This is a genomic window from Maricaulis salignorans (genome assembly GCF_900103475.1).
Classification (GTDB): domain Bacteria; phylum Pseudomonadota; class Alphaproteobacteria; order Caulobacterales; family Maricaulaceae; genus Maricaulis; species Maricaulis salignorans.
The window spans coordinates 79,090-94,530 of record NZ_FNHG01000010.1; the positions used below are offsets into that span (position 1 = coordinate 79,090).

Sequence of the window (15,441 nt, forward strand, 5' to 3'; positions counted from 1 at the left end):
ACGATGGGCCGCGACCGGCTCCAGCCCCGGCAGGGCTAGTCGGTTTCCACCTCGAAGAATGAAGTGCCACAGGTCTGATGGATAACCACCTGGGCGGTCTCGAGCCGGCGGGTGAAGCTGGCAAGCTCAACTTCGGACATGCCCGCCTGACGCAGGCGTTGTGTCACCTCCGGCGCGCTGTCCCCGGCCTCCAGCCCTTCGGCAATACGCTGCAACTGATGCGAATCAAAGCGCGATCCCGCCTCGCGGGCAAGGCAGTGGCAGGCGTCATCATCGTGGTCGCGCGAGAGGCAGATTCCGGCGATCCGCTCGGCAGCGCTTTCGAGCGCTCCCGCCGATGCCACCGGCGCCGCTGACAGAAGCAGCAGGCATGCTACGGCTACCGAATTCCGGCCGAACCTGTTACAAGGGACTGGCATATTGCGACACACCCCGCTGCCTGAGGGCGGTGGCCCCGGGCAATTATTTCAAGTCGGCTCTTTCAAACCGGTGTGGAGCAGTCATAGTTGATGAATCTCGATCGGGAAACTGACCAAGGATAGAATCATGAAACGCCTCCTCTGCCTCGCCGGACTTTCCCTGCTCGCCGCATGCGCCACACCGACGCCCTATCAGGCCGCCGGGCACACCCAGTGGGGCTTCCAGGAAAGCCAGATTGAGTCCAATCGCTTCCGGGTCTCATTCAGCGGCAATTCCCTGACCGATCGCGAAACGGTCGAAACCTATTTCCTCTACCGCGCCGCCGAGCTCACGCTCGAGAACGGGTATGACCACTTCCTCGTTGCGCAACGGGCGACCGATGTGGAATCGCGGATCATCGGCTCTCGCCCGGATCCCTTCTACCGGCCCGGTTTCGGCCTGCACTATAGCTATTTTCACCCGCGCTGGGGCTGGCGCGGTGCGGCGGACCCGTTCTGGAATGACACCAATTACCGCGAGATCACGCGCTATGAAGCGAGCGCCGAAATCGTGCTCGGTCGCGGGGCCAAACCCGATGACATGAATGCGTTTGATGCCCGTGCGGTGATGACCAATCTGGGGCCAAGCATCCAGCGCCCCACTGCGAACTGAGCAGCGGCGTCAGAAACTGACCGACAGGCCCAGCAATACGGCACGGGGCGCCCCGGGGCGCAATCCGGCCGGCTGGCGGGCCACGGCATAGACTTCGTCGGTGAGATTGCGAACCGAAATCCGCGCATTCACCTGTTCGCTGACCGCGTACCAGGCTGAGAGGTCCGCAACGGTGTGGGCCTCGACGCGCGCGGAAGCCGCAATGGCGCCCTGGCTGGCGGTCGTGCGCACTTCATCAACCCAGGACATTGCCAGCTCGCCGCCGAAATGGCCGGCATCAATGCCGATGGCGGCAAAGAATTGCTGTTCCGGGATGTAGGGGACCCGATCACCCGTCAGCACCACGCCCCAGGGCTCGTAATCCGAGCTGAAGCCGGTCTGGAACTCAGCCTCGGTCCAGGTATAGGCCGCGCGCACCGGTACCGAGAAGCTCACCCCCAGAAGCGGGGCGAGATCGGCATTGCCGGTCAGCTCCAGGCCGCGAACATCAACTTCGCCGCCATCAAACTGATCGCCGATCGTGCAGCCGCCACCGGTGGAATTGGTGCAGCTTCCGATCAGATTGTCATAGGCATTGAAGAAGCCGACCGCTTCAATATTCCAGTTCTCACGGCCGTAGCGAACACCGATTTCCCAGTTACGGGCGTCCTCGGGCTCCTGGTTGGTCGAGCCGGGCGCCGGCGGCGCGAAGCCACGGTGAACCCCGCCGAAGACCGACAGGCTCTCGTTGAAATCATAACGCACACCCAGTCCCGGGATCAGGGCGTCGACCGTATTGGTCCGCACGGTCAAATTGGCACCGGTCCGTGCCGGGTCGGTCTTGCCAAAATCCTCGCGCCGCAGCTCGACGCGCTCATAGCGCAGGCCGGGCGTCAGCATCCAGTTGCCGAAACTGATCTCGTCCTGGATGAAGAGGGCGGTGGCCTCTGCACTGTCGATCCGGTTGGAATCGGAGCCCGGCACATCGACGCTTGTCTGCACCATGACGCCATTATTGATCGCGAAGCGTTCGACCCACTGGAAACGGTCCATGTCGTCACGATGCGCACGCACCCCGACCCGCCAGGCGTGGTCCGTGCGCCCCAGCGTCAGATCGCCGGCCAGCTCGAGCTGGACGCCCTGGGCCGAATAGTCGCGATTATTATGTTTGACCCGCAAGGCGTCATCAGCGGAGACAAGACCCGCGCCGCCAAGCACGATGTCGAAGGCATCGGCATGTGTGGCGGGGTCTTCGAGCAGAGCCGAGATCGAAACCGATCCGGCCGGGCCCGCACCATCGGGGTCGACACTGTCGAGCTTGAACCAATCGCGTCCGAAACGGGTGGAGTAGGCGACAGCCGACAATTCCAGCCCATTGGCAAACTCACCGCGATAGCGCAGCGACACTTCGCTGTGATCGGCATTCATCTGGTCGCGCTGGCTGCCGGCATAGCGGCGGAAGGGATCAACGGCGAAGTCAGCCTCGGTCAGGCCAAGATAGGTCTCGTCGGAGACCTCGTCGGAGATCTGGCCCTTCAGCTCGAACATGTGGTCAATGCCATCAGTGGAAAATTCCAGGCGCAGCTTGCCGACATAATCCTCGATCTCGTAACCGGTCGAGCCGGCCTCGAACCCATCGATCGTCTTGAAGCCGTCGGCGCTGTCCAGATAGGCTTCGATCAGACCGCCCAGCCGGACACCATTGCCCAGATCCGTCATGCCGCCGGCAAAGCCATGGCCGCGACGAATACCCTCATCGCCGGCCCACAGGTCGACCGCGCCGGAGAATGCCTCGGGAACCGGGGTCGAGAACAGATTGAGCGAACCACCCTGGGTGCGCGGGCCATAGCGAACGCCGGCAGCTCCCTTGATCACTTCAACGCCCGCCATGCGGCCGGCATGAGGGAAGTAATAGGCGGCAGGGGCAGAATAGGGCGCCGGCGCGATCAGAACGCCATCCTCCATCAGCGTGATTTTCTCGGAGCGATCGAGACCGGTGCCGCGCATGCCGATATTCGGGCGCAGGCCATAACCGTCCTCTTCCTGGAAATTCACCCCGGCGACGGTCCGCAACAGCCGGGTGATATCGGCATAATCATGGACGGCGAGGTCTTCGGCATCGAGCAGATCCGCTGATCCGGGAATGGAATTGGGATCGCCACCAAGGCCGATGACCGAGATCACTTCGGCCTGGATATTGCCGGCGGCGGGCGTCTGGGCCCAGGCAGAGGTCGAGATGGCGGCCAGGGCGGTGGCCGAAAGCAATGTGATACGCATGAGATCCCTAAACGCTCTACCGTTGCGACTGATCCGCAATTACAGATCATTTGGCGAGCTGTCCAGCCACACTGCGAATGAGTTGCTGTTTTAGGTTCACGGGGCTTCAGGCAGAAAAAAGGCCGGATCGAAATCCGGCCCCTTCCTGTCGATATGGCGATGCGGCCTATTTCGGCGGCATGCGCGCGCCGGCATCCAGGCGGACGCACTCGGCATTGATGTAGTCGCTGGTGACCATGAAGGCGACGAGATCGGCATATTCAGCCGGGGTGCCGAAACGCTGCGGGAATTGCAGGTGCGAGGCGAGGCTCACTTTCACTTCCGGCGGCATCTGCTGGTAAATCGGGGTCTCGAAAAAGCCCGGCAGGATGGTGTTGACGCGAATGCCTTCACGCGCCAGATCGCGCGCCATGGGCAGGGTCATACCGTAAATCCCGCCCTTGGACGCCGCATAGGCAACCTGGCCGATTTGCCCGTCCTGGGCAGCGACCGATGCAGTATTGATGATCACGCCGCGGCCCGAGCCGCCATTGGGGTCGAGCGACATCATGCCGGCGGCCGATTTGGCCGCACAGATGAAGGAACCGATCAGATTGATCGCGATCACCTTGGAGAAACCGGCAAAGCTGTGCGCCGCAATCTCGCCGGTCGAGGAGGAACGGCGCGCCGTCTTCTCGGCCCAGCCAATACCGGCACAATTGACGAAAACACGTTCCTGGCCATGAGCCGCGCGCGCCTTGGCGAAACCGGCATCGACACTGGCCTCGTCGGCGACATTGACCTGGCAGAATACGCCGCCGATTTCCTTGGCAACCATTTCACCGCGCTCGGCATTCATGTCGAAAATGGCAACCTTGGCACCATCGGCGGCCAGGCGGCGGGCCGAGCCTTCACCAAGGCCGGAAGCACCGCCTGTGACGATGGCAGCAATAGACGCGTCAATTTTCATCGGTTCATTCCCCTGCATGGATTGGCACATCGCCAGACAAGATTAGTGTGCAGGGCGTAGCGAAAACAGGCTGCTTCCGCAAGCGGGGCAACTCGCCGCATTGCTGCCTTCTCCCCCGCCCCGGCGAATGCTAGAGCTGGGCCCGATTTCGCTCACCAGCCTGGAGAAACCCGACATGACCGGTGCCTATGCCCTCGTCCTCCATGGTGGAGCCGGCGTCCTCGCCGACCACGGCTATCCCGAACAGATCGCCCATATGCGCAAGCTGGCCGAGCTGGGAAAATCCATGCTCGCCTCCGGCGAAAGCGCGCTCGACACTGTGACGGAAATCGTCCGCCAGCTTGAAGCCTCAGGCCTCTACGTCGCCGGCAAGGGTGCCTCGCCGAACAAGGCCGGGCGCTATGAGCTCGACGCTGCGATCATGACCGGCCATGACCGCAAGGCCGGTGCTGTGGCGGCGCTGACCGGTTTCGTCAGCCCGGTCCACGCGGCGCGCGCGGTCATGGAGACCACGCCGCATGTCATGCTCGCCGGGCGCGGCGCCGATGCCTTCGCGATGCAATTGAATCTGGAACGCGTTGACAGCGTCAATGATTACTACACCCCCGCCGCAGCGCCCGATGACCGCGCCATGGCGACGGGCACTGTCGGCTGCGTCGCGCTCGACCGCGCCGGCAATCTGGTCGCCGCCACCTCGACCGGCGGCACGTTGAACAAGATGGAAGGCCGGATCGGCGACTGCCCGGTGATCGGCTCGGGCACCTGGGCCGATAACCAGGTCGCGATCTCCTGCACTGGTCAGGGCGAGTATTTCCTGCGCACGGCCACCGCCAAGGATGTGGCGGCGCGCATGGCCTATGGCGGGCTTGATCTTGCGGCGGCCTGCCAGGCTTCGATCGATGAGGTTGGCGCGCTCGGCGGCGAGGGCGGCCTGATCGCCGTCGACCGCCAGGGCAATATCGCCCAGCCCTTCAACTCCCCCGGCATGAAGCGCGCCGTGGTCCATGCTGACGGCACGATCACGGTCGATATCGACTAGCCCCGCGACGCCATTCCCACGGTAAATTCTGCGTCATCTGCCAAATCTTAGCGCGGACTTAACCCTCGCCATCATACCGCCATCAGGGTGCGCATATTGTTGTTTTTTTGCCTGGTGAGGTGTTTGCCGTGACCATCCGACGCTGTCTGACTGCTCTCATACTGATCTTCGGCCTCGGCGCGCCGGCCCTGGCCCAGAGCGAACCGGAATTTCGCGGCGAGTATAGCGACTGGCGGGTCTTCACCCGCTCAACCGATGACGGACTGGTCTGCTACACGCTCAGCCGACCGCGCGATTCCACGCCGCTCGCCCATGCCCATGGCAATGTCTACTTCCTCGTATCCTCCTGGCAGTCCGGCTCGGTCGAGGAACAGCCCAGCCTGCTGGTCGGTTATGATCTTCGCCCCATCAGCCCGCCACAAATCCGGGTCGGCTCGAGCCGGTTCGACATGTTTGTCGACGGGCAGGAGGGGTTTCTCGACAATCTGCGCGACGAGCCCTCGCTGGTCCGGGAAATGCGCCGCGGCTCCACCATGCGGGTGACCGGCACGACGAGTGACGGGATCGCCACCGCCTACGAGTTTTCCCTCAGCGGCATCACCGCCGCGCTGCAACGCGTTTCCAGCCTTTGCGGCTAGGCTCGCCGGCAGCCCGTTACGATTAGGCCGCGCCGCGCTTTTGTGATATTGCGCGCGGCTTCCGAACACTTGAACGGTCCATCCAAGATCATGAGCCATGCGCTGAACATCGCAGCCGCCAACGTCAATGCCCCGCGCATCGACGATTCCACGCCACGCAGCCTGACCTCACTGGCCGGGATGGGGCGGACACAATTGCGCGAGGCGGCGCTCGCCTGCGGTGTCGAGGAACGCAAGGCCAAGATGCGCGCCAACCAGCTGTTCGGCTGGATCTATCACTACGGCAGCACCTCCTTCGACGAGATGACCAATATCGACAAGGAGACGCGGGCACGCCTTGCCGCGCATTACACGCTCGACCGCCCGAAAATTCTCGAGCGTCAGGTCTCCACCGATGGCACGCGCAAATATCTGATCGAGCTGGCACCGGGCGTCGAATGCGAAACGGTCTTCATTCCCGACGTCGCCCGCTCCGGCGCGCTTTGCGTGTCGAGCCAGGTGGGCTGCACGCTCAACTGCACCTTCTGCCATACCGGCACCCAGGCGCTGGTGCGCAATCTCACGGCGGCCGAAATCGTCGCCCAGGTGATGATTGCGCGCGATGATCTGGCCGAATGGCCGAGTTCGAATGATGATCGCAAAGTCACCAATATCGTCTTCATGGGCATGGGCGAGCCGCTCTATAATCTCGACCATGTCTCGGATTCGATCGACACCATCTCCGATCCCGAAGGCATGGCCATCGGCCGTCGCCGCATCACGGTCTCGACCTCGGGCGTCGTTCCGAAAATCTCCGAGCTCGGCACCCGCACCAACACCATGCTGGCGATCTCGCTGCACGCCACCAATGACGCCCTGCGCGACGAGCTGGTGCCGCTGAACAAGAAATACCCGCTTAAAATGTTGATGGACGCGATCCGCGCCTATCCGGGTCTCAATAATTCGCGCCGTATCACTTTCGAATACGTGATGCTGAAGGGCGTCAATGACAGCCTCGCCGAAGCGCGTGCGCTGGTGAAACTGCTCAAGGGCGTGCCGGCGAAGATCAATCTCATCCCCTTCAATCCCTGGCCCAACAGCCCGTATGAGTGCTCGGACTGGCCGCAGATCGTCGCCTTCGCCGACCTCGTCAACAAGGCCGGCTATGCCTCGCCGATCCGTACCCCGCGCGGCCGCGACATCTTCGCCGCCTGCGGACAATTGCGCTCGGAGAGCAAGAAGGTGAAGGCAAGCGAGTTGAAGAAACAGCGGCTGGAGCAGCAAGCCGCCGCCGGCGAATGACCGCCGCCATCCTCTATCGCTGGCGTCTCAAGCCGGGCCGCGAAACCGAGTTTCGTGCCGCCTGGAGCGAGGGCACGCGCCTGATCCACCAGAACTGCAAATCCTATGGCGCCCGCCTGCATGAGGCCGAGGATGGTGTGTTCTGGTCCTATGCGCTGTGGCCCTCCGAAGACGTGCGCACGGCCTGTTTCGCCGATCATGACTGGTTTGCGCAGGATTGTTTCAAGACCATGCAGGCCTGCATCGAGGAACGGTTCGAGGAGGTCCGCCTCACGCTCACCGATGATGCGCTTACGGCGCCAACACCGCGTCTCGAACCTGTCCTTCTGACTACCGAGCGCCTCTTGCTGCGCCCGATGGTGTTGGAGGATTGCGAGGCCTTCCTGCCGGCACTGTCCGATCCGGTCACCATGGAATACTGGTCACGCGGGCCGATGCAGAGCCTTGATGAGGTGCGCGACTATCTCGGCTGGAATATCCGCGGCGATGGCGTTGAGAGCTTCGTGCCTGTGCTCAAATCCGCACCGGAAGATCCTCTCGGCTGGCTGGTCTTGATGGACCGCAAGAATAATTGCGCAGAGTTCGGCTATATGTTCCGCCCGGACAGGCAGGGCCGGGGCTATGCCCGCGAGGCCGCGGAGGCGGTGGTCGAGCATGGTTTCGCAAATCGCGGCCTGCGCCGCATCTATGCTGATACCGATCCGGACAATACCGCCTCGATCCGCTTGCTTGAAGCGCTCGATTTCCAGCTGGAAGGCCGGCTGCGCGCCAGTTGGGAAACTCATATCGGCGTGCGTGACAGTCTGATCTTCGGCCGGCTTCCTGCCTGACCGGACATTCTGGGCGTAAAACACCCTTCTTTAACCACGCGCATGGTCTGACTGGTTTCATCCTTCAAGGAAAAGAGACCGTGCGCGCCCGATTCCAAAACCTCCGCCGATACCTGCCGGCCGTCCTGGTCAGCCTCGCGGCCATCGGCACACCGCTGCTCTCGGCCTTCGAACCGGTGCGCGGCGACGAGGCTGCGGCGATTTTCCCGCCAGGATGGAGCCATGCCGACGTCGTTCTGGCGACAGCGGAGGCCGACCTCGCCTTCATCCGCTTTGGTGCCGTTTCCAATATCGGCATTGTCCGCATCGTCGACGACAGCTCGCTCGCCGCGCTGCGTCAGGCCGGCGCGCTGATTCTGCTACCGCCCGGCGCCCTCGGCGGCTGCCTGCTGCCGCGCGCCATTCAAACCCCATTTGACGCCAACGCCTCCAGCATCGGAATTTCAACATGACTCGTCTTGATCAACTCAGATCCCAGGCCCAATCCGCGCTGACGATGGTCATCTGTGCTGCAGCGCTTCTCTATCCGGTCGCCGCCTTCTTCCTGGCTGCCGACCGGCTGATCCCGGGCACGGTGCTTTTGCTGGCCGTCGCCGGCGCTGCGGTCTTCGCCTGGAAAACCGACCCCAATTCGGTCGCCTCGCGCATCACGACCGGTGCCGCGCTGATCGCCTTCCCGGCAGCCCTCGTCTACATGATGAGTGGCTCCAGCTGGCAAATCGACATGCACATGCTGTTCTTCGCCTGCCTGGCGGCCACCGCCATCCTGCTGGACTGGCGCGTCATCGTCGCTGCAGCAGCGGTCACGGCCGTGCATCACCTCTCGCTCAACTTCATCCTGCCCTGGGCGATTTTCCCCGAAGGTGCGAGCTTTGTTCGCGTCCTCTTCCATGCCGTCATCGTCATTGGCCAGAGCGCGACCCTGATCTGGATGACCGCCCAGGCCGCCCGGGCCCTGACCGACGCCGATATCAGCACGCGCGACGCCCATGCGGCGCAGCAAGCGGCCGCCGACAGCGCCGCGGCTGAGGAAAATGTCAGAAGCGATACCGAAACACGCCGTGCCGCCGTGGCCAGTCTGGCGACAGACTTCCAGAACGCGCTGCGCACGGTCGCAAGTGGTGTCTCCGGCGCCGCCGGACAGGTCGATTCGCTCGCCCGCCAGCTTCAGACCGATGCCGGGGCAACCCGCGATGGCGCCCGCAGCGCCGCAGAACGCGCCGGCCTGACCAATTCCAATGTTCAGTCCGTCGCCGCCGCCGCGCAGCAATTATCGGCCTCGATCTCGGAAGTCTCCCGCATCCTTGAAAACTCCGACAATGTCTCCGAACGGGCCGCCGCCGAAGCCGTCGGCGCCGGTCGATCGATCGACGACCTCCAGGCCGCCGCCAAGGAAATCGAGGACATCATGCAACTGGTCGCGGCGGTCGCCGAACAGACCAATCTGCTCGCCCTCAACGCCACGATCGAAGCCGCCCGCGCCGGGGAAGCCGGCAAGGGTTTCGCTGTCGTGGCTTCGGAAGTGAAAGCCCTGGCCGAACAGACCTCACGCGCCTCCAGCGACATCGCCGGGCGTATCGAAGCCATGCGCGGCGCCTCGGGCGGAGCGGCCAGCTCACTCGGCAAGATCGCCGAGACGATTGAAGAATTGCGCGCCTCGTCCAACAGTGTCCGCGGCGCTTTCTCCGAGCAGAGCAGCGCCACACGCGAGATTGCCGAACTGGCCGAACGGGCCGCCGGTGAAACCTCGGAAGTGACGCGTGAAATGGATAATGTGAACGGGGCGGCCGGCCGCGCCAGCACGGCCGCCGAGGAATTCATGCTCGCCTCGTCGGAGCTGAACCAGTCCGCCACCCAGCTCGATCATGAACTCAACGCCTTCAAGGCCGCGCTCGACGCCGCCTGACGGCGTTCCGCACGGCAGACATGAAAACGGGCGGTGCCACTGGCGCCGCCCGTTCGCGTTTCAGAGCCCGCCCCAGCTTAGCCTGGCTTGCGGAATCGGTAGACAAAGCGGTCCGTGTGCCGGCGCAAGTCCGGTGCGAAGACATTGCCGGTCCGGTCGTCCTCCGGATTGGCGAGCATGTCGCTTTCCGCTTCCAGAATGAAACCGGCCGCCATCACCTCTTCGCGCACCGTATGGGCGTCGATGCGGTGGGTATCATTGACGAAGGTCAGGCCGGATCCGGCGGGCGCGTGATGATCGATGACGATAAAGACACCGCCGGGGCGCAAGGCGTCGTAAATCGCCTGGTTCATGGCCACCCGGTCCGTGCCGTCATAGGCGGTGTCGTGGTAGAACAACACCATGAAGGCCGCATCCAGCGGCGCATCGATCGCGCTGTCGAAATTCTCGATCGTGTCGACGACGCGCGTCATATTGCTGCGTGAATCCGCGAGTTCACCCAGGGCGGCATTGCCGTCGGCGAAACGCTCGGCGATCCACTCTGGATTGAAGGCGTAGACATGGCCCTCCTCACCCACGGCGGTCGAGAGCACGCGGGCATAATAGCCGCCGCCCGGCACAATATCGGCGACGTGCCAGCCATGCTCCAGCCCGGCAAAGGCGAGTACTTCGGCCGGATGGCGATTGACATCGAGCAGGCGGTCTTCCTCGGGACGTGCCGCATCGGCCAGCGCCGCCTCGATCACCGCCGGCATGGGCTCGGCCGGTTGAGTTTCCGGCGCGGCCGGGGTCTCGGCCGCGGGGGCCGCAGGGGCCGGTGTATCGCTCGCCGGAGAGCAGGCCGCGAGCGTCAGCGCTGCAGCGGAAAGGCAAAAGAGAAGGCGCATTGAATGATCCCCGATCATGATCCCCGAATGAGGCCGGCATCATCGCCGAGACCGCGTCAGATGCCAATCAATTCGCCGTGAGACATTTTCGATCCCCAATGTTTCAGACCTTTACGCTTGGGAAGGGTTTTTCTGGCATCAAGAGCGCGTGTCCGGAGCTTGATTCCTTCCGCGACCGGGGGAGGTTGAATCATGCAATTCATGCTCGCAATCGCGACAATCATGGCCGTTGGCGCCGCATTCATCTACCGGGCCGAAAGCCGCCGCGAGGACTAGCACCTCCGCGCTGCTACCCAGCACTTGCACTTCGCGGCCGGGGCCGTTTATCTCGGCAATCCAATCCCGCTGCCCCCTCTTGCCGCGAAGGGCCCTGTCATGCTGCTCCATCACGCCACCTGGCCTGAAGTCGAAACCTATCTGAAGCGCTGCAAGGGCATCGTGATTCCGATTGGCTCGACCGAACAGCACGGGCCCAATGGCCTCGTGGGCACCGATGCCATCTGCCCGGAGGTGATCGCCACCGAGGCCGGTGCCGAAGCCGGTTTTCTCGTCGGCCCAACCTTCAATGTCGGCATTGCCCAGCACCATCTCGGTTTCCCGGGTTCGATGACGCTGCGTCCCTCGACCATGATCGCCGTCATCAATGACTGGACCGAGAGCCTGCTGCGCCACGGTTTCAAGCGGATCTATTTCTTCAACGGCCATGGCGGCAATATCACCACGATCAGCGCTGCCTTCGCCGAATTCTATGCGCAATGGTCGCTCGATGCCGAGCCCTGCCCGGCGCGGCTGATGCAGCGTAACTGGTGGGAATTGCCCGGCGTGATGGATACTTGCCGCACGCTCTTCCCGGTCGGCGAAGGCTCGCACGCCACAGCCTCGGAAGTCTCGGTGACGCAATATGCTCTGCCCCATGCGATCAAATCGGTCGCCATGAGTCCGAAAATCGCGCCCTCGGGCAGTTTTACCGATGCTGCCGACTATCGCGCCCGCTTCCCCGATGGCCGTATCGGCTCGGATCCGTCCCAGGCAACACCGGAAAAGGGCGCGCAGATCGTCGCCGTGGCGAAACAGGCGCTGATCGCCGATGTCGCGGAATTCTTCGAGATCAAACCCGCCGCCGCAGCCGCCCAGTAACAGGCAGCCCACGGCGGCGCAGTGATATTCTCCGGGCCTATTCGGCCAGGGCGGCGACGAATTGCGCCTCAATCTTGTCGGTCGACTGGTTCACGACATCGCGCTCGCGTTCGAGCAGCTTGTCTTTCAGAGCCGGCGAATAATGGGGCCGCGCCTCGCCGAGTACATGCGCCGGGGCCAGCAGGACGAGCCGGTCGAATGAGCCCTTCTCCGCTTCCCGGTTCAGACGCCCGACCATCGACTGCACGAAATCATGCTTGGCCTGCATATGCCCGTCAGCGTGCTCCACAGCGGAGCGGGCACCACCCGTCTTCGAAATCCGGCCGGGACGATCGGAGCTATGATCATGAGCGGGTGGGTTATCCAGCTCGTCCTGATCGACCAGTTTGAGATTGGGCTGATCGTCAAAGCCTTCATTGCGCCAGATCAGGGCTTTGCCGCCATCCAGGGCGGCGATCCAGGTGATGGCATCGATGGGTGTGCTCACGGCTATTCTCCCTTGCTGCATCCATCTCCAAAGCTGGGCCTGTGGCCGGCCAGACACAAGGGTGCCAGCCTGCGCATATTGTCGCGGGACACAACAGGCCACCCCCTTGGCCGGCGCCGGAAGGGGACCGGTAGGAAACCGGTCGGGGCGAATCCGGCGGCCGCCGCAAATTTTCGTCCCGCAATGCCGGTTTTCCGCACGATACCGATTCCATGTCCCTGATTTCCCAGCTATTCAAGAGGAATGGATATCGTTCTGGTCACAACGGTCATTGCCTCGCTTTTCCTCGTCATCGGCGCGGCTGAGCCGCTCGCTGCGCAATTGCGTCTGCCCTACACCGTGATCCTCGCCGTGCTCGGCATCCTGATCGGCTCCGGAGCGATCTTTTTCCTGCACACCGAGCTGACCGATGCCCTTAATCCGGTGGCCGAGGCGATCCTCGGCCTGCCGATCCGCTCCAACGTCTTCCTCTATGTCTTCCTACCCACCCTGCTCTTCCAGGCCACCCTGGGGATGAATTTGCGGCGCATGCTCGACGACTGGGTCCCCATTCTCGTCCTCGCCGTGGTCGCCGTCGTCGTGGCGACGCTGAGTGTCGGCTATGCGCTGGCCTGGGCCAGCGCGCTGCCACTGGCGGTCTGTCTCCTGGTCGGCGCCATCGTCTCGACCACCGACCCGTCAGCGGTGGTCTCGATCTTCCGCTCGATTTCGGCACCGCAAAGACTGGCGCGGATCATCGAGGGCGAGAGCCTGCTCAATGATGCCGCCGCGATCGCCCTGTTTGGCCTCTTCATGGGCTTCGTGATGCTGGAGGGCTCCGATCCCAGCCTTGGCGCCGCACTGGCACGCTTCCCGATCCTGATCGGCGGCGGCGTTCTGACGGGCTGGCTGGCGGGGCGGCTCACCGTCTGGGTCATGTCACTCCTGCCCCAGCATGAACTGGCGCAGATCTCGATTTCGGTGGCGCTGCCCTATCTCGTCTATATCGGCGCGGAACAGAGCATTGGCGCCTCGGGGGTGATCGCGGTCGTGGTCGCGGGCCTGACCATGAATCTGACCGGGCCCGGCCTCCTGCCACCCCAGGCCTGGAGCAATCTGCGCGAAGTCTGGGACCTGCTCGCCCATTGGGCGATGGCACTGATCTTTATCCTCGCGGCCCTGTTGATTCCGCGGATTCTCGAGGAGGTCCGGGCCGGCGACTTCATGCTGATCGGGGTCGTCGTCCTGGCCGCCATCACGGCGCGCAGCGTGATCCTGTTCGGCCTGCTGCCGCTGCTGACCGTCATGCGGGTCTCGCCGGCCGTCGATGGCCCCTATCGCGCCGCGATCCTGTGGGGCGGACTGCGCGGTGCCGTCACGCTGGCGCTGGCGCTGGCGGTCACCGAAAGCGTCAGTGTTCCGGGCGAGATCAAGCGTGTCGTCGGTATTCTGGCGACCGGCTTTACCCTCTTCACCCTGATCGTGCAGGGCGCGACCCTGCGCACGGTGATCGGCTGGCTTGGCCTCGACCGGCTGTCGCCGATGGACCAGGCCCTGTCTCGCCAGGTCGTCGCCGTTGCGCTCCAGACCGTGCGCGAGGACGTGGCACGCACCAGCGAGAATTACGAACTGAGCCGCGACATTGTCCGCTCCGAGGCCAAACGCTTCGGCAAACGGCTCGACAAGGCGGTCAAGACGGCCGAGGAGAGCGTCGACATTCTCGACCGCGATCGCGTCACCCTTGGCCTCGTCGCGCTGGCCGGGCATGAGCGCGACACCATCCTGGCCCGGATGCGCGAACGGACGATCTCAGCGCGGATGGCCGACCAGGTCCTGTCCGATGCCGACCGGCTGATCGAGGGTGCCCAGACCCATGGCCGCCGTGGCTATCAGCTCGCGGCGCGGCGCAGTGTCGCCTATGGCCGGGCCTTCCGGGCCGCGGTCTGGCTGCACAGCCGGCTTCGCCTGTCCGGCCCGCTGGCGCGCATGACGGCCGACCGTTTCGAATTCCTGCTGTCCCAGCGCCTGATCCTGCGCGATCTCAATGCCTTCATTCATGGCCGCATCCGCCGGATCCATGGCCGCCAGGTCGCCGATGTGCTGCACGATCTGCTCTCGCGCCGCATCGAGGCGGTGGAGACAGCACTGGAAGGCCTGCGCCTGCAATATCCCGGCTATGCCGACCAGCTGGAACGGCGCTTCATCCGGCGTACCGCCTTGCGCCTGGAAGAGCGCGAATACACCACCATGCTGGAAGACGGGCTGATCGGTTCGGAGGTTTTCACCGACCTGATGAAGGCGCTCGGCGATCGCCGCGCCGCGGCAGAACAGCGCCCGCGCCTGCTGATCGCGCCCCAGCGCGCCGAACTGGTCGGGCAATTCCCGCTCTTCGCCGATCTCGACGAGGCCGCGCTCAAACGTCTGGGCGGCGCTCTGCGCACCCGTTATGCCAATGCCGGCGAAGTGATCATCCGCAAGACCAGCGTGGTGAAGAGCGTGTTCTTTATCGCCTCCGGCGCCGTCGAATTGCAGAGCGCCGGCCAGAGCTGGCGCCTCGGCGGCGGCGAGATGTTCGGGCAAATGGCCATCCTGATGCAAAAGCCCCGGCGCGCCGAAGCCCGCGCCATCGCCCCCTCAACCCTGCTCACCCTCGACGAGGAACGCTTCCGCCAACTGCTCGATGGCAGCGAAGCCCTGCGCAAGGCCGTCCGCGCCAGCGCTGAAAAGCGCGGCATCGATCCGGGAATACTTTTGTCGGATGATCACGCGGGCGAATGACGGGGGAGAGTGACGGGGGAGAGTGACGGGGGAGAGTGACCCGCCTTCACCCGAAACCCCACCCACCGTCATCCCACCCACCGTCATCCCACGGTGCCCGGCTGCGCCTGCGCAGCCGTGTGTCCAGGGGACCTCAGCTATGAAGTTTGTGGGTGAGCGATGGCGGCGCCAATCGCCAGCCGGATCGCTGAGGTCCCCCGGAT

At 63.9% G+C, this 15,441-nt stretch carries 14 protein-coding genes; 9 read left to right on the plus strand and 5 right to left on the minus strand.

All coding sequences use genetic code 11. The features are described from left to right. Nucleotides 1-35: 35 nt before the first annotated feature. Nucleotides 36-344: a hypothetical protein gene (locus BLT42_RS09280; protein ID WP_091770022.1), complete on the minus strand. Its 309-nt coding sequence runs from the start codon at nucleotides 342-344 to the stop codon at nucleotides 36-38. Nucleotides 345-546: 202 nt separating this feature from the next. Between BLT42_RS09280 and BLT42_RS09285 the strand changes: the two genes are divergently transcribed. Then, a complete protein-coding gene (locus BLT42_RS09285; RefSeq protein ID WP_091770024.1) occupies nucleotides 547-1,071 on the plus strand; it encodes a CC0125/CC1285 family lipoprotein in 525 nt (174 codons plus the stop codon). Between the two features lie 9 nt (nucleotides 1,072-1,080). On the opposite strand, the gene BLT42_RS09290 is transcribed toward BLT42_RS09285, so the two are convergent. Both BLT42_RS09290 and BLT42_RS09295 read right to left on the minus strand, forming a co-directional pair. Continuing rightward, on the minus strand, nucleotides 1,081-3,327 hold the full coding sequence (locus BLT42_RS09290; protein ID WP_091770026.1) for a TonB-dependent receptor family protein: 2,247 nt from the start codon (nucleotides 3,325-3,327) through the stop codon (nucleotides 1,081-1,083). A 166-nt stretch (nucleotides 3,328-3,493) separates the two neighbouring features. Continuing rightward, a complete protein-coding gene (locus BLT42_RS09295; protein WP_091770086.1) occupies nucleotides 3,494-4,276 on the minus strand; it encodes an SDR family NAD(P)-dependent oxidoreductase in 783 nt (260 codons plus the stop codon). 175 nt (nucleotides 4,277-4,451) lie between these two features. Here BLT42_RS09295 and BLT42_RS09300 point away from each other — a divergent pair, with 175 nt between their 5' ends. The 6 genes from BLT42_RS09300 to BLT42_RS09325 all read left to right on the plus strand — a co-directional run bounded on the left by BLT42_RS09300 (nucleotide 4,452) and on the right by BLT42_RS09325 (nucleotide 9,970). Next, on the plus strand, nucleotides 4,452-5,315 hold the full coding sequence (locus BLT42_RS09300) for an isoaspartyl peptidase/L-asparaginase family protein (RefSeq protein ID WP_091770088.1): 864 nt from the start codon (nucleotides 4,452-4,454) through the stop codon (nucleotides 5,313-5,315). 128 nt (nucleotides 5,316-5,443) lie between these two features. After that, nucleotides 5,444-5,953 carry an invasion associated locus B family protein gene (locus BLT42_RS09305; RefSeq protein WP_233342415.1) on the plus strand — a complete coding sequence of 170 codons (510 nt, stop codon included), beginning with the start codon at nucleotides 5,444-5,446 and terminating at the stop codon, nucleotides 5,951-5,953. 90 nt (nucleotides 5,954-6,043) lie between these two features. Next, the gene (gene rlmN / locus BLT42_RS09310; RefSeq protein WP_091770028.1) at nucleotides 6,044-7,234 is read left to right on the plus strand and encodes a dual-specificity RNA methyltransferase RlmN; all 1,191 of its coding nucleotides are present in this window, start codon (nucleotides 6,044-6,046) and stop codon (nucleotides 7,232-7,234) included. Next, nucleotides 7,231-8,064: a GNAT family N-acetyltransferase gene (locus tag BLT42_RS15140; protein ID WP_176780314.1), complete on the plus strand. Its 834-nt coding sequence runs from the start codon at nucleotides 7,231-7,233 to the stop codon at nucleotides 8,062-8,064. The genes rlmN and BLT42_RS15140 overlap by 4 nt, the downstream gene beginning before the upstream one ends. 80 nt (nucleotides 8,065-8,144) lie before the next feature. Further along, complete coding sequence (locus tag BLT42_RS09320) at nucleotides 8,145-8,516, plus strand: hypothetical protein (protein WP_091770030.1); 372 nt, start codon at nucleotides 8,145-8,147, stop codon at nucleotides 8,514-8,516. Continuing rightward, a complete protein-coding gene (locus BLT42_RS09325) occupies nucleotides 8,513-9,970 on the plus strand; it encodes a methyl-accepting chemotaxis protein (protein WP_091770032.1) in 1,458 nt (485 codons plus the stop codon). The genes BLT42_RS09320 and BLT42_RS09325 overlap by 4 nt, the downstream gene beginning before the upstream one ends. A 77-nt stretch (nucleotides 9,971-10,047) precedes the next feature. Here BLT42_RS09325 and BLT42_RS09330 read toward each other — a convergent pair whose 3' ends face one another. Then, complete coding sequence (locus BLT42_RS09330; protein ID WP_143024099.1) at nucleotides 10,048-10,857, minus strand: class I SAM-dependent methyltransferase; 810 nt, start codon at nucleotides 10,855-10,857, stop codon at nucleotides 10,048-10,050. A gap of 375 nt (nucleotides 10,858-11,232) precedes the next feature. Between BLT42_RS09330 and BLT42_RS09335 the strand changes: the two genes are divergently transcribed. Beyond that, entirely contained in the window at nucleotides 11,233-11,994 is a 762-nt protein-coding gene (locus BLT42_RS09335) for a creatininase family protein (RefSeq protein ID WP_091770035.1), read from the plus strand. A 37-nt stretch (nucleotides 11,995-12,031) separates the two neighbouring features. Here the strand turns inward: BLT42_RS09335 and BLT42_RS09340 are convergent, their stop codons facing one another. Further along, entirely contained in the window at nucleotides 12,032-12,481 is a 450-nt protein-coding gene (locus BLT42_RS09340) for a baeRF12 domain-containing protein (protein WP_176780315.1), read from the minus strand. Between the two features lie 243 nt (nucleotides 12,482-12,724). On the opposite strand from BLT42_RS09340, the gene BLT42_RS09345 reads away from it, so the two are divergent. Next, nucleotides 12,725-15,238: a cation:proton antiporter gene (locus BLT42_RS09345; RefSeq protein WP_091770039.1), complete on the plus strand. Its 2,514-nt coding sequence runs from the start codon at nucleotides 12,725-12,727 to the stop codon at nucleotides 15,236-15,238. The last annotated feature ends 203 nt before the right edge of the window (nucleotides 15,239-15,441 follow it).

Coding starts and splice junctions, on each gene's coding strand:
- BLT42_RS09285 (WP_091770024.1), top strand. CDS start 547: ATGAAACGCCTCCTCTGCCTCGCCGGACTTTCCCTGCTCGCCGCATGC.
- BLT42_RS09290 (WP_091770026.1), bottom strand. CDS start 3,327: ATGCGTATCACATTGCTTTCGGCCACCGCCCTGGCCGCCATCTCGACC.
- BLT42_RS09295 (WP_091770086.1), bottom strand. CDS start 4,276: ATGAAAATTGACGCGTCTATTGCTGCCATCGTCACAGGCGGTGCTTCC.
- BLT42_RS09300 (WP_091770088.1), top strand. CDS start 4,452: ATGACCGGTGCCTATGCCCTCGTCCTCCATGGTGGAGCCGGCGTCCTC.
- rlmN (WP_091770028.1), top strand. CDS start 6,044: ATGAGCCATGCGCTGAACATCGCAGCCGCCAACGTCAATGCCCCGCGC.
- BLT42_RS15140 (WP_176780314.1), top strand. CDS start 7,231: ATGACCGCCGCCATCCTCTATCGCTGGCGTCTCAAGCCGGGCCGCGAA.
- BLT42_RS09325 (WP_091770032.1), top strand. CDS start 8,513: ATGACTCGTCTTGATCAACTCAGATCCCAGGCCCAATCCGCGCTGACG.
- BLT42_RS09330 (WP_143024099.1), bottom strand. CDS start 10,857: ATGCGCCTTCTCTTTTGCCTTTCCGCTGCAGCGCTGACGCTCGCGGCC.
- BLT42_RS09335 (WP_091770035.1), top strand. CDS start 11,233: ATGCTGCTCCATCACGCCACCTGGCCTGAAGTCGAAACCTATCTGAAG.
- BLT42_RS09345 (WP_091770039.1), top strand. CDS start 12,725: ATGGATATCGTTCTGGTCACAACGGTCATTGCCTCGCTTTTCCTCGTC.